The sequence below is a fragment of the Frigoribacterium sp. AP1 genome (assembly GCF_056680555.1).
This window is the reverse complement of the sequence record NZ_CM155288.1, coordinates 1,052,749-1,065,290: the sequence shown is the minus strand read 5'-3', so window position 1 is coordinate 1,065,290 and position 12,542 is coordinate 1,052,749. Positions and strand designations below refer to the sequence as shown.

General features: G+C 71.5%; 12 protein-coding genes. 4 read left to right on the top strand and 8 right to left on the bottom strand.

What is annotated here, in order from left to right; genetic code table 11:
- Nucleotides 1-130: 130 nt before the first annotated feature.
- From purL to AC1MBW_RS05065, 4 genes are all read right to left on the bottom strand, one after another.
- On the bottom strand, nucleotides 131-2,446 hold the full coding sequence (purL, locus tag AC1MBW_RS05080; RefSeq protein WP_480026076.1) for a phosphoribosylformylglycinamidine synthase subunit PurL: 2,316 nt from the start codon (nucleotides 2,444-2,446) through the stop codon (nucleotides 131-133).
- A gap of 35 nt (nucleotides 2,447-2,481) precedes the next feature.
- Nucleotides 2,482-3,177 carry a phosphoribosylformylglycinamidine synthase subunit PurQ gene (purQ, locus tag AC1MBW_RS05075; protein ID WP_054144901.1) on the bottom strand — a complete coding sequence of 232 codons (696 nt, stop codon included), beginning with the start codon at nucleotides 3,175-3,177 and terminating at the stop codon, nucleotides 2,482-2,484.
- Nucleotides 3,177-3,440, bottom strand: a complete 264-nt coding sequence (gene purS, locus AC1MBW_RS05070; RefSeq protein ID WP_043597439.1) for a phosphoribosylformylglycinamidine synthase subunit PurS — start codon at nucleotides 3,438-3,440, stop codon at nucleotides 3,177-3,179. Before purS ends, purQ begins: the two co-directional genes overlap by 1 nt.
- Before the next feature lie 290 nt (nucleotides 3,441-3,730).
- The gene (locus AC1MBW_RS05065) at nucleotides 3,731-5,074 is read right to left on the bottom strand and encodes an acyltransferase family protein (protein WP_480025677.1); all 1,344 of its coding nucleotides are present in this window, start codon (nucleotides 5,072-5,074) and stop codon (nucleotides 3,731-3,733) included.
- A 127-nt stretch (nucleotides 5,075-5,201) separates the two neighbouring features.
- Here AC1MBW_RS05065 and AC1MBW_RS05060 point away from each other — a divergent pair, with 127 nt between their 5' ends.
- Together AC1MBW_RS05060 and AC1MBW_RS05055 are read left to right on the top strand one after the other, a co-directional pair.
- Nucleotides 5,202-5,714, top strand: a complete 513-nt coding sequence (locus AC1MBW_RS05060) for a Fur family transcriptional regulator (protein WP_480025676.1) — start codon at nucleotides 5,202-5,204, stop codon at nucleotides 5,712-5,714.
- Between the two features lie 53 nt (nucleotides 5,715-5,767).
- Nucleotides 5,768-7,270 (top strand): catalase, encoded by a 1,503-nt coding sequence (locus AC1MBW_RS05055; protein ID WP_054144898.1) that lies wholly within the window; start codon nucleotides 5,768-5,770, stop codon nucleotides 7,268-7,270.
- Nucleotides 7,271-7,369: 99 nt separating this feature from the next.
- On the opposite strand, the gene AC1MBW_RS05050 is transcribed toward AC1MBW_RS05055, so the two are convergent.
- From AC1MBW_RS05050 to purD, 4 genes are all read right to left on the bottom strand, one after another.
- The gene (locus AC1MBW_RS05050; protein ID WP_054144897.1) at nucleotides 7,370-7,939 is read right to left on the bottom strand and encodes a GNAT family N-acetyltransferase; all 570 of its coding nucleotides are present in this window, start codon (nucleotides 7,937-7,939) and stop codon (nucleotides 7,370-7,372) included.
- 25 nt (nucleotides 7,940-7,964) lie between these two features.
- Nucleotides 7,965-8,804, bottom strand: a complete 840-nt coding sequence (locus tag AC1MBW_RS05045) for a VOC family protein (protein ID WP_054144905.1) — start codon at nucleotides 8,802-8,804, stop codon at nucleotides 7,965-7,967.
- A 310-nt stretch (nucleotides 8,805-9,114) separates the two neighbouring features.
- Complete coding sequence (locus AC1MBW_RS05040) at nucleotides 9,115-10,098, bottom strand: phosphoribosylaminoimidazolesuccinocarboxamide synthase (RefSeq protein WP_480025675.1); 984 nt, start codon at nucleotides 10,096-10,098, stop codon at nucleotides 9,115-9,117.
- Nucleotides 10,095-11,363, bottom strand: a complete 1,269-nt coding sequence (gene purD / locus AC1MBW_RS05035; protein WP_480025674.1) for a phosphoribosylamine--glycine ligase — start codon at nucleotides 11,361-11,363, stop codon at nucleotides 10,095-10,097. Before purD ends, AC1MBW_RS05040 begins: the two co-directional genes overlap by 4 nt.
- Nucleotides 11,364-11,637: 274 nt before the next feature.
- Here purD and AC1MBW_RS05030 point away from each other — a divergent pair, with 274 nt between their 5' ends.
- The gene (locus tag AC1MBW_RS05030) at nucleotides 11,638-12,018 is read left to right on the top strand and encodes a sterol carrier family protein (RefSeq protein ID WP_480025673.1); all 381 of its coding nucleotides are present in this window, start codon (nucleotides 11,638-11,640) and stop codon (nucleotides 12,016-12,018) included.
- 79 nt (nucleotides 12,019-12,097) lie between these two features.
- A complete protein-coding gene (locus AC1MBW_RS05025) occupies nucleotides 12,098-12,508 on the top strand; it encodes a hypothetical protein (protein ID WP_480025672.1) in 411 nt (136 codons plus the stop codon).
- The last annotated feature ends 34 nt before the right edge of the window (nucleotides 12,509-12,542 follow it).

Below are 12,542 nucleotides of genomic sequence, written 5' to 3'. Positions count from 1 at the left end.
CCCGTCCGCTGCCGTCGGACCGACGCCACGAGACGTGCGCTGCACAGGGAAACGGGCGAGTCCGGTGGCAACGGGCGTCCGATGACGACCGGCTCCGACGGACTCGCCCGGTTCGGGGGAGGCAGAGAAGCTACTCGCCGATCGTGGCTCCGAAGCGGGCCGGCAGCGTGCCGCGGTGCGTGCTGCGCAGCTCGTCGATCGACACCGTGAAGACGTCCTGCACCTCGAGCGACCCGGACTCGCCGTCGGTCACGCCGATGCGGGCCACGGGGTAGCCGCGGCCCTCGCAGAGGCCACGGAAGCGGACGTCGTCCTCGCGGGGCACCGAGACGATCACGCGACCGGTCGACTCGCTGAAGAGCGCCGTGGCGACGTCGATGCCGTCGCGCTCGAGCACCTCGCCCAGCCATACGCGGGCACCGACGCCGAAGCGCAGCACGGCCTCGGCCAGCGCCTGCGCCAGGCCGCCGTCGCTCAGGTCGTGGGCCGCCGCGATCAGCGACTGGTCGCCACCGGCGTGCAGCAGCTGCGCGAGCTGGGCCTCGGCCGCGAGGTCGACCGTCGGCGGGCGGCCGCCGAGGTGGTCGTGCACGACGCCGGCCCAGGCCGACCCGTCGAGCTCGAGCGCCGTGGTGCCGAGCAGGTAGATGTTGTCGCCCTCGTCCTGCCAGCCGGACGGGATGCGCTTGGCGACGTCGTCGATCACGCCGAGGACACCCACCACGGGAGTGGGGTGGATGGGACTCGTGCCGGTCTGGTTGTAGAAGGACACGTTGCCACCGGTCACCGGGATCTCGAGCTCGAGGCACCCGTCGGCCAGGCCCTCGACGGCCTGTGAGAACTGCCACATGACCTCGGGATCTTCGGGGCTGCCGAAGTTCAGGCAGTCGGTGACCGCGGCGGGCACGGCACCAGTCACGGCGACGTTGCGGTACGCCTCGGCCAGTGCGAGGCGCGCACCCTGCTTGGGATCGAGCTGGCAGTAGCGCCCGTTGGCGTCGGTCGCGATCGCGAAGCCGAGACCGGTCTCTTCGTCGACGCGGATCATGCCCCCGTCGTCGGGGAAGCTGAGGGCGGTGTTGCCCAGCACGTAGGTGTCGTACTGGTTGGTGACCCAGCTCTTGTCGGCCAGGTTGGGCGAGCCGAGCAGCTCGAGGAACTGCTCGCGCAGCACCGCGTTGCCCGTGGGGCGGGGCAGCGACGACGCGCTGTCGGCCTGAAGTGCGTCGATCCAGCTCGGGTAGGCGACGGGGCGCTCGTACACCGGGCCGTCCACGGCGACCGTGCGGGGCTCGACGTTGACGATCTCTTCGCCGTGCCAGTTGATGACGAGACGGCCGGTGTCGGTGACCTCGCCGAGCACGCTGGTCTCGACGTCCCACTTCGCCACGACGGCGAGGAACGCGTCGAGCTTCTCGGGACGCACGACGGCCATCATGCGCTCCTGGCTCTCGCTCATCAGGATTTCTTCGGCCGTGAGCGACGGGTCGCGCAGGAGGACGTTGTCGAGTTCGATGAACATGCCGCCGTCGCCGTTCGAGGCGAGCTCGGACGTGGCACAGCTGATGCCGGCCGCGCCGAGGTCTTGGATGCCCTCGACCAGCTCGTCGCGGAACAGCTCGAGGCAGCACTCGATGAGCACCTTCTCGGCGAACGGGTCGCCGACCTGGACGGCGGGACGTTTGGTGGGCCCGCCGGACGAGAACGTGTCGGAGGCGAGGATGGAGGCGCCGCCGATGCCGTCGCCACCGGTGCGGGCACCGAAGAGGACCACCTTGTTGCCGACGCCCCGGGCGTTGGCCAGGTGGAGGTCTTCGTGGCGCAGGACGCCCACGGCCAACGCGTTGACCAGGGGGTTGCCCTGGTACACCGCGTCGAAGTAGGTCTCGCCACCGATGTTGGGCAGACCGAGGCAGTTGGCGTAGAAGCTGATGCCGCCGACGACGCCGTCGACCACGCGCGCCGTGTCGGGCGCGTCGATGTCGCCGAAGCGCAGCTGGTCCATGACCGCGACGGGACGGGCGCCCATCGAGATGATGTCGCGGACGATGCCGCCGACGCCGGTGGCGGCACCCTGGAACGGCTCGATGTAGCTGGGGTGGTTGTGCGACTCGACCTTGAACGTGACGGCCCAGCCGCCCCCGACGTCGACCACGCCGGCGTTCTCGCCCATGCCGACCATGAGGTTCTTCTTCATGGCGGGCGAGACCTTCTGGCCGAACTGGCGCAGGTAGATCTTGCTCGACTTGTACGAGCAGTGCTCGCTCCACATGACCGAGTACATGGCGAGCTCGCCGCTGGTCGGACGACGACCGAGGATCTCGCGGATCTTCGCGTACTCGTCGGCCTTGAGCCCCAGGGCTCCGTAGGGCTGCTCGCGGTCGGGCGTCGCCGCGGCGTTCGCCACGGTGTCGGGCACGTGGCCCTCGGGACGCACGTCGATCATCTCGGCGTCGTGCGGGGCGCGGTCGGTCTGGTCGGTCACTTGGCGAGGGCCCTCTCGAGAACGGACGTGAAGAAGGTCAGGCCGTCGACGCCGCTCGACATCGCGGCGGGGGTGTCGGGGCCGAAGCCCTCTTCGACGGCGTGCTCGGGGTGCGGCATGAGGCCGACGACGTTGCCCCGGGCATTGGTGACGCCGGCGATGTCGTCCATCGACCCGTTCGGGTTGACGCCGACGTAGCGGAAGGCGACCTGCCCCTCGCCCTCGATGCGCTTGATGGTCTCGGCGTCGGCGATGAAGCGGCCGTCGGCGTTCTTGAGGGGGATGGTGATCTCTTGCCCCTCGGTGAAGCCGTTCGTCCAGTCGGTGCGGGCGTTCTCGACGACGAGGCGCTGATCGCGGCGGATGAACTGCTGGTGCGCGTTGCGGGTGTGCGCACCCGGGATCAGGCGGGCCTCGGCGAGCATCTGGAAGCCGTTGCAGATGCCGAGCACGGGCATGCCCGCGTTCGCGGCATCGACGACGTCGGCCATGATGGGCGAGAAGGACGCGATCGCCCCGGCACGCAGGTAGTCCCCGTAGCTGAAGCCGCCGGGCAGGATGATCGCCTCGACGCCCTTCAGGTCGTGGTCGCCGTGCCAGAGCGCGACGGGCTCGCCGCCCGCGAGTCGGACCGCGCGCTGCGCGTCACGGTCGTCGAGGGAGCCGGGGAAGGTGACGACGCCGACGCGCATCAGAGCGCGGCGGGAGCGTCGGCGACGGTGATCGAGACGACGTCTTCGATGACCGAGTTCGAGAACATGTCGTCGGCGAGCTCGCGGACGTCGGCGAGGACGGCGTCGGTCACCTCGCCCTCGACCGTGACCTCGAACCGCTTGCCGATGCGGACGTCGGTGAACGCCCCCTTGCCGAGACGGGAGAGGGCACCGGCGACGGCCTTGCCCTGGGGGTCGAGCAGTTCAGCCTTGGGCATGACCTCGACGACGATTGTGGGCACTGGTTTACTCCTGCAGAGGCGTCAACGGGTGGACGCGACGAGTCTACGGCAGCCGCGCGCGCCTCCTGGTGGTGCCGTCGTCCGGGACGGACGGGGCCGTCGCGGTGATCGTCAGCGGAATGCGAGGCTCTTGTCAGCGGGATCATGGATTCGGGCCGCACAGTGATCTCAGCGGACAGGACACGGGCCTCGTGATCGGGCCTTCTGTTCCGCTTCCGGTCGACGGGTTCCTGATCCGCCCCGAGACCGCCGGACGCCCGGCCGAACCCCCCGTCGGCCGGGCGTCTCCCTCAGCGGGCCGCGTCCGACGGCCTGACGGCACCGGCCTGAGCGGACTGCGGTGCGGACCCCGGGCCGACGGCGGGCCGTGAACGACCGAGCAGCCAGATCGCCAGGGGCAGGCAGATCGCCCCCGCGATCGCGTTGCGCAGGTCGAGGCCCTCTTGCATCACGTCGAACGGTGGGCCGACGGCGAGGACGGCCGCCACGCCGATCAGCCACCAGGAGGCGCGGCGTCGGCCCTCGGGGAGCGCTCGCGGCGGCAGCTCGAACCGCGCGGTCGCCAGCGACACGAGGCACGTCAGCCCGATGACGAGGGCCCAGATCGGCAGGCGGGTCCACCACCAGGCGGCGGTCGAGGGCTCGGGCAGAGGACCGCCCACGGCCAGGAGGACGCCCAGCAAGGCGATCAGCAGCGGGAGGTGCCAGAGGTAGATCGTCATGCCGCGGCTGCCGATCGCGAAGACGACGGCGCGGGCCGGCGACGTGGACATGAGACGGGACAGGGCGGGGTGCACGAGCGAGAGGACGCAGATCTGGGCCACCCCGAGCACCATGAGCGGTACCGTCGGCGGGTTGAGGTTGCTCAACATGTCGTCGGACCACGGCCCGGCCGCGGTCAGCGGGACCAGTGCGGCGTAGGCCACGACGGCGACGACGAGCAGGACGACCCGAGGAGTCCTCCGGAACAGCCCGTCGGCGTAGGCGAAGCCGAGCTGCTGCACGAACAGCCACACGAAGGCGAGGTTGAGGAGGCCGACGGCCGTGACGCCGGTGCCGTACCGCACCGAGTCGACCAGGACGGCGGCGACGACCAGGACGAACAGGGTCGCCCAGGGCCGGGTGGCGTGCAACCGCGCCATGACCGGCACGAGCACCTGCGTGATGCCGTAGGCGGCGAGGAACCAGAACGGCGAGCCCACGCCGGTCGCCACGACGTCGAGCAGGTCGGGATCGACGCCGAGCAGGGTCGCGACGGCGAGGGCGATCGCGAGGACGGCGAAGACCGCGCTCGCCGGGCGGGCGAGTCGCAGCAGGCGGCCCCGGACGAAGTCACCGGCATCGGCACCGCGGCGACGCGCGCCGGCCCAGGCCGTGGCGCTGGCGAAGCCGCCGACCACGAAGAAGAGCGGCATGATCTGCCCGGCCCACGTCGAGAGGGGGAACCACGACTGTTCTAGCAGGGGTCGGTTCGCGACGACGGCACCCGTCGCGTCGACGGCGACCCCGACCATCATCACGTGGATGGCGACGACCAGCAGGACGCAGAAGACGCGGGCGAGGTCGACCACCAGGTCGCGCCCCGGGGGGACGACGGGGGCGGTCGACGACGAGGTCGTGGCGGCGGTGCTCATGTCGACGACGCTAGCGACCCGACGGTGCCTCGGGGCGGTTGTCCACAAGGCGCGTCCGAACCCGGCAACATCCTCCAGGCTGGCCCGAATTGTTTTGATCCGATCAAAAGAGTGGTTCACTGGACGCATGACCCTCCTGACCGACGACCCCCGCGAGGCCCTGCGCTCCGCCGGGTTGCGCGTGACCGAGCCCCGGCTCGCCGTGTTGCGCGCCCTCGAGCCGTCGCCGCACGCGGCTGCCGAGCAGGTCTTCGCCCGGGTGGCCCTCGAACTGCCCGGCACGTCGGTCCAGGCGGTGTACGGCGTGCTCAACGCGCTGACCGGCGCCGGGCTGGTGCGCCGCATCGAACCCGCGGGCTCGGCAGCGCTCTACGAGTTGCGGACGGGCGACAACCACCACCACGTGGTCTGCGGCGTGTGCGGCTCGGTCGCCGACGTCGACTGCGTCGTCGGCCACGCCCCCTGCCTCACCCCCTCGCACGACTCCGGATACCTCGTGCAGACCGCCGAGGTGACCTTCTGGGGTCTGTGCCCGGCCTGTCGAGCGGCCGAGGCCGACGGCGCGGAGGGCGACGAGCCGAGCCGCGCCTCCTCGTCCGACCGCGCGGACGCGACCGACGCGGCCGTCCCCGTGGTCTGACCCGCCCGCCCCCTGATCTCACACGACGACGAACCACGAACGAAAGAGGACACATGACCGACGCCAAGAAGATCACCACCACCGACAACGGCGCCCCCGCCGCCAGCGACGAGTTCTCGCAGTCGGTCGGCGCCGACGGCCCGATCGTCCTGCACGACCACAAGCTGGTCGAGAAGCTGGCCAACTTCAACCGTGAGAAGGTGCCCGAGCGCATCGTCCACGCCAAGGGCGGCGGAGCATTCGGCACGTTCGTCACGACGGCCGACGTCTCGCGCTACACACGCGCCGCGCTGTTCCAGCCCGGTGTCGAGACCGAGATGCTCGCCCGTTTCTCGACCGTCGCCGGCGAGCAGGGCAGCCCCGACACGTGGCGCGACCCCCGCGGCTTCGCGCTGAAGTTCTACACGAGCGAGGGCAACTACGACCTCGTCGGCAACAACACGCCCGTCTTCTTCATCCGTGACGGCATCAAGTTCCCCGACTTCATCCACTCGCAGAAGCGCCTGCCCGGCTCGCACCTGCGCGACCACGACATGCAGTGGGACTTCTGGACGCTGTCGCCCGAGTCGGCGCACCAGGTCACCTGGCTGATGGGCGATCGGGGCCTCCCCGCCTCGTGGCGCAACATGGACGGCTTCGGCTCGCACACCTACCAGTGGATCAACGCCGAGGGCGAGCGCTTCTGGGTCAAGTACCACTTCAAGACGAACCAGGGCAACAAGATCCTCACGCAGGACGACGCCGACCGCATCGCGGGCGAGGACGCCGACTTCCACATCCGCGACCTCTCCGAGGCGATCGACCGCGGCGACTTCCCGACCTGGACGTTGTCCGTGCAGGTCATGCCCTACGACGAGGCGGCCACGTACCGCTTCAACCCGTTCGACCTGACGAAGGTGTGGCCGCACGCGGACTACCCGCTCATCGAGGTCGGCACCATGACGCTGAACCGCAACCCCGAGAACTACTTCGCGCAGATCGAGCAGGCCGCGTTCGCTCCGTCGAACTTCGTCCCCGGCATCGCGACCAGCCCCGACAAGATGCTGCTCGCTCGCATCTTCAGCTACGCGGACGCCCACCGCTACCGCATCGGCGTCAACCACCAGCAGCTGCCGGTGAACACGCCCAAGACCGAGGTGCACTCGTACTCGAAGGACGGAGCCGCGCGGTACCACTTCAGCGAGGCGACGGCTCCGGTCTACGCACCGAACTCGGTCGGCGGCCCGGCGGCGGACCCGCAGGCCGCGGGTGACACCGGCGGCTGGGAGAGCGACGGCGAACTCGTCCGTTCGTCCGTGACGCTGCACCCCGAGGACGACGACTTCGGCCAGGCCGGCACGCTCGTCCGCGAGGTGCTGAACGACGAGGAGCGCGACCGCCTGGTGCAGAACATCGTGGGCCACGTGTCGAAGGTCACCCAGCCCGCCCTGCGCGAGCGGGTCTACGAGTACTGGACCAACGTCGACCCCACCCTGGGCCTGCGCGTCCGCAAGGGTGTCGAGCCCGAGGCTCCCGGCTCGAACGAGGACCCGGCCGAGGTCGGCGTCCCGGCGTAGCCGGAAGTCGCGACAGACCGCAGGAGGCGCGGTGACCGTTCGTCGGTCACCGCGCCTCCTCGGCGTTCCGAGGTTCGCACGGCCGGGGTGCCGCCCGGGTCAGACCATCTGTCCGTTCCAGTGCAGCTCGCCCTGGGGCCAGTCGGCGAGGGTGCGCGTGCCCTCGCGGAGCAGCCAGCCGTGGTCCTGGGTGACGAGGACGCCGGCGCCGTCGCCGCTGAACGCCGTGTAGTGCGCCGTGAGGCCGTCGAGGGGCAGCCATCCGCCACGGCGGTAGAAGCCCTGCACGTCGTCGCCGGTCTCGAGCACCCCGAAGCCGCTGTCGAGCGTCGTCAGTGCCGCGTCGACCCGACGGAGCAGTTCACCGCCGAGGCCGGTGCCTTGGACGGTCGGCGAGACGGCGACCATGCCGACCGCGGTGACGAGCAGGTCGGCGTCGCCGACGGTGACGAACTGGCGACGCAGGCCGGCGTGCGCCACCACGACGTCGCCCTCACGCGCGACGACCCGCAGCTCGGGCTGCATGCCCGCCCAGCTGCGGGCTCCGGCGTACCAGTGGTCGTAGCTCGGGAACGCCCGGGCGAGCATCGCCGCGATCGCCTCGTGGTCGTCGAGCGTGAGCTCGCCCTCGCGGGTCGTGGAGAAGGTGGGGGACTCGGCTGCAGGCATGCCTCGACGTTAGCGGTGCCGGTGGTCAGCTCGGTCGGACGGTCACCTGGATCTGGTTGAGCCAGGGATCGTCGAACCCCAGCACCCGCCCGTCGTCGCGGGTGGCGACGCCGTGGTGGCCGAGGCGCTCGCCGAGGGCGCCCAGGTCGTCGGCCGTCGGCACCTCGATGCGCACCAGGCCGAGGCCGAGGCCCAGCTGACGACGCCCGGCCCCGGCGCTGTTCCAGGTGTTCATCGCCATGTGGTGGTGGTAGCCGCCCGCGCTGACGAACAGGGCCTGCGGCCCGAAACGCGTCGTCGTCTCGAAGCCGAGCTGCTGGACGTAGAACCGGTGGGCCGACTCGACGTCGCCCACGCTCAGGTGCACGTGGCCGACCGTGGCGGGACGGGATGCCGAGCCGGCCAGCGCCTCCTCGGTGACGTTCTGCTGCACGAACGCGTTCGGGTCGAGCGCGAGGGTCGCCATGTCGACCTGGCCGTGGGTCCAGGACCACTCGGAGCGCTGACGGTCCCAGTAGAGCTCGATGCCGTTGCCCTCGGGGTCGGTGAAGTAGAAGGCCTTGCTGACGAGGTGGTCGGCGCTGCCGGTGAACGTGCCGGGGTGACGGGTCGCGACGCTGTAGACGGCGGCGGCGAGGTCGGCCTCGGTCTCGAACAGGATCGCAGTGTGGAAGAGGCCGGCCTCGCGCGGTCCGGCGTGCTTCAGCTCGGGCGCGTGCTCGAGGATGACGATCGGGGTCGCACCTCGGCCGAGGACCACGCGCCCCGCGGCGGGCTCGGCGGTCAGCACCGTCAGGGTGACGGCATCGCGGTAGTACGCGGTCATCGCGTCGAGGTCGGCGACCCGGAGGGTGACCGCCCCCATGCCGGTGTCGGCGGCCAGCAGGTCAGCGGTGCGTGCACCCGGTGCCCGCTGCCCCGTCGCCGACGCGTCGGCTGGAGAGGACGAGGAGGCGCGGGTCGCGTCGGTCGCGGAGGTGTCGGTCATGGGTGCCCTCGGTCTGGTCGGGTCGGGTGGCCACCCGGTCGGTGACACGTCACCGACAGGAACCGGCCGGCCGTGTCGGGCATTCCCGACCGACAGCGCACCGCGTTTCGTGCAGAGCACCGGATCTCGATGCGGTGCGCTGCACGAAACGCGGTGTGGTGCTCGGGGAAGGGCGCGGGGCCCGGGCTCAGCGTGCGGTGAGGCGCTCGATCAGCTCGCGGTAGCGCGCGGCCGTGCGGGCGACGATGTCGTCAGGCAGGGCAGGAGCCTCGCCCGTGCCGTCCCAGTGCGCGGAGAGCCAATCGCGGACGATCTGCTTGTCGAAGCTCTGGGTGCGGTTGCCCGAGGCGTAGACCTCGGCGTCCCAGAAGCGGCTGCTGTCGCTCGTGAGCACCTCGTCGCCGAGGGTGATCTCGCCCGTGGTCCGGTCGGCGCCGAACTCGAACTTGGTGTCGGCGAGGATGACCCCGCGGGCCTCGGCCACGTCGGACGCCAGACGGTAGATCTCGAGCGACCGGTCGCGCAGGGCCGCCGCCGTCTCGGCACCGACGAGTTCGACGGTGCGCTCGAACGAGATGTTCTCGTCGTGCTCGCCGAGCGGTGCCTTGTACGCCGGAGTGTAGATCGGCTCGGGCAGCCGGTCGCCGTTCGACAGGCCCTCGGGAAGCGGGATGCCGCAGACGGTGCCGTGCTCGCGGTACTCGGCCCAGCCGCTGCCGACCAGGTACCCACGCACGACGCACTCGACGGGGAACATGTCGAGCGGCTTGACGAGCATCGCGCGGTCCCGCACCTGCGCGGGCAACGAGACGGAGGCGGTGGTCGGGTCGACGAGGTGGTTGGGCACGGTGGCGAGCTGTGCGAACCACCAGAGGCTGAGCTGCGTGAGCAGGGCGCCCTTGCCCGGGATGCCGGGTTCGAGCACCTGGTCGAAGGCGCTGACCCGGTCGCTCGCCACCACCAGCACGTGCTCGGTGTCGGCGAGGGTGGCGGCGTCGCCGACCGAACCGGCCACCGGCGCCGGGACGTAGAGGTCGCGGACCTTGCCCGAGTACGCGGGCGTCCAGCCGTCGAGATGGCGGGGAGCGCCCGGCGTGACGGGCGTGGCCTGTCGAGCCGCGCCTCCTGCGGTCGCGTCGGCCGGGGCCGTGGTGCCGTCGGGGGCGGTCATCGGGCGACCCGCTCGGCGATGTCGTGACGGTACTGGCCGCCCTCGAGCTCGATGCGCGAGAGGGCGTCGTAGACCCGGCCCCGGGCCTCGGTGAAGTCGGACCCCTGGGCCACCACGCTGAGCACGCGCCCGCCCGTGGCGATGAGCTGGTCGTCGAGACGGGCGGTCGCGGCGTGGGCCACGTGGACGCCGGCGACGGCGGTCGCGTCGTCGAGCCCGCGCAGCGGCCGACCGCTGACGGCGCCCTCGGGATAGCCCTCGCTGGCGAGGACCACCGTCACGGCGACGTCGGACGAGAAGCGCGGCGACTCGTGGTTGCCGAGCGACCCGGTCGCCGCGGCGAGCAACAGTCCGCTCAGCGGCGTGACCAGACGGGGCAGGACGACCTGCGTCTCGGGGTCGCCGAAGCGGGCGTTGAACTCGATGACCCGCACGCCCGTCTCGGTGAGGATGAGACCGGCGTAGAGGAGGCCGATGAACGGCGTCCCCTCGGCCTCGAGCTGTCGCACCGTCGGGGTGGCGATGGTGTCGAGCACCTCGTCGACGAAGTCCTTCTCGCTGCCGAAGCGGTCGGCCAGCCAGGGCAGCGGCGAGTAGGCGCCCATTCCGCCGGTGTTGGGGCCGGCGTCGCCGTCGAGCAGGCGCTTGTAGTCCTGCGCGGGGCTGAGCGGCACGACCGTGTGACCGTCGCTGAGGAAGAACAACGAGACCTCGGGACCTTCGAGGAACTCCTCGACGAGGACGGGCCCGTGCTGCAACCAGTAGGTGGTGTGCTCGACCGCCGCGTCGCGGTCGTCCGAGACGAGGACGCCCTTGCCGGCCGCCAGCCCGTCGGCCTTGACGACGTAGGGGGAGCCGAAATCGTCGAGCACCGCGACGGCCTCGTCGAGGGTGCCCACGCGCGTGGCCCGCCCGGTGGGCACGCCGGCTTCGTCCATGATGCGTTTCGCGAAGGTCTTGCTGCCCTCGAGTGCCGCGGCCTTCTTGCCCGGCCCGAAGACCGGGATGCCGCGGGTGCGGAGGGCGTCGGCGACACCGGCGACCAGCGGCGCCTCGGGGCCGACGACGACCAGCTCGACGTCGTTCTCGAGGGCGTACTCGGTGACGACGGCACCGTTCGACGGGTCGAGGTGCACGATGCCGACCTGGTCGGCGATGCCCGCGTTGCCGGGGGCCGCGGTGATCTCGTGACCCGCGTCTTCGCGCAACAGGGCGGTGATGATGGCGTGCTCGCGAGCACCGGAACCGAGGACGAGGATTCGCACGCGCCACAGCCTACCGAGGGTGTGCCGCGGTGCCGAGTCGGGGGCGGGGGGTGTGCAATTCGCGACTGTCGGCCGGCGCCACGCCGCCGGGGGACGAAGGTGAGCGGCGTGTCGGGGCTCGGAGGTCGGGTTCGGCCCTGCCGGGGAGGCTCCGGGTGGTCGGGATGTGCTCGCGCCGGCCGGGGACGGGGAGGCGCGGTGCAGGACGGGAGGCGCCGGGGACGGGGACGGGGAGGCGCGGTGCAGGACGGGGAGGCGCGGGTAGCGTGGACGCATGGCCAGGGCACGGATCGACGACGCGGCGGGATCGGCCGCCGTGGGCGAGGTGCGGACGGCGCTCGCCGCCGACGAGACCGCACCGCGACCGGTGACCGCCATGGCCGTCCGCTGGTTGCTGCAGGTGCTCGCCGACGGCGAACCCGGGGCCACGGTCGAGGTGCGCGTGCCGCCGTTCGGCGCCGTGCAGTTCCGCGAGGGCCTCAGCCACACCCGGGGCACGCCGCCCAACGTCGTCGAGACCGACGCCGCCACCTTCGTGCGACTCGCCACCGGTGACCTCAGCTGGCAGGAGGCGCGGGCCGGGGCACTCGTGTCGGCCTCCGGCAGCAGGGCGGACCTGACCGGCTACGTGCCGATCGCCTGGCAGCGGGGCTGACCCGCGCCTCCTCGAAGGTCCATGCTCGACGTCGAGACGGGCGTCGGCGGTGCTCAGCCGCCTCTGGGATGATGGGCGGGTGACGAACGCACCCGACGACCAGCAGCGACCCGAGCCCGTCGTCGAGCCCTCCGTCGAACGCCCCGCCGAGTCGATCGTCGAACGTGACGAGGTCACCGTGCGCCGAGCACCCAAGGTCCCCGTCTTCTTGATCATGGGCGCGGCGCTCGGGGTCGTCGTCTCGCTGATCGTCACCTCGCTTTTCCCGTTCGACTCGGGCGAGGGCGTGGCGCAGACCTACGGGTACATCTCGCTCTGGGGGCTGACGATCGGCGGGGCCGTCGGCTGCGTCGTCGCCATCATCGCCGAGCGCGTCACCAGCCGGCGCGCGAAGCGCGTCCAGGTCGAACGTGAACGCCTCGAGGTGCCCGTCGCAGAGCCCGATGCCGTTCCACGCCAGGTGACCGACGGCGAGTCCGATCGAGCCTGACGTCGCCCGGCCGACCGCGTGCGCGGCCGGCCGC

Bases quoted from the DNA above. Each gene is read 5' to 3' on its own strand.
- AC1MBW_RS05060 (WP_480025676.1), top strand. From the start codon at position 5,202: ATGACCCTCCTGACCGACGACCCCCGCGAGGCCCTGCGCTCCGCCGGG.
- AC1MBW_RS05040 (WP_480025675.1), bottom strand. From the start codon at position 10,098: ATGACCGCCCCCGACGGCACCACGGCCCCGGCCGACGCGACCGCAGGA.
- AC1MBW_RS05030 (WP_480025673.1), top strand. From the start codon at position 11,638: ATGGCCAGGGCACGGATCGACGACGCGGCGGGATCGGCCGCCGTGGGC.
- purL (WP_480026076.1), bottom strand. From the start codon at position 2,446: ATGATCGACGTGCGTCCCGAGGGCCACGTGCCCGACACCGTGGCGAAC.
- AC1MBW_RS05050 (WP_054144897.1), bottom strand. From the start codon at position 7,939: ATGCCTGCAGCCGAGTCCCCCACCTTCTCCACGACCCGCGAGGGCGAG.
- AC1MBW_RS05065 (WP_480025677.1), bottom strand. From the start codon at position 5,074: ATGAGCACCGCCGCCACGACCTCGTCGTCGACCGCCCCCGTCGTCCCC.
- AC1MBW_RS05055 (WP_054144898.1), top strand. From the start codon at position 5,768: ATGACCGACGCCAAGAAGATCACCACCACCGACAACGGCGCCCCCGCC.
- AC1MBW_RS05045 (WP_054144905.1), bottom strand. From the start codon at position 8,804: ATGGGGGCGGTCACCCTCCGGGTCGCCGACCTCGACGCGATGACCGCG.
- purQ (WP_054144901.1), bottom strand. From the start codon at position 3,177: ATGCGCGTCGGCGTCGTCACCTTCCCCGGCTCCCTCGACGACCGTGAC.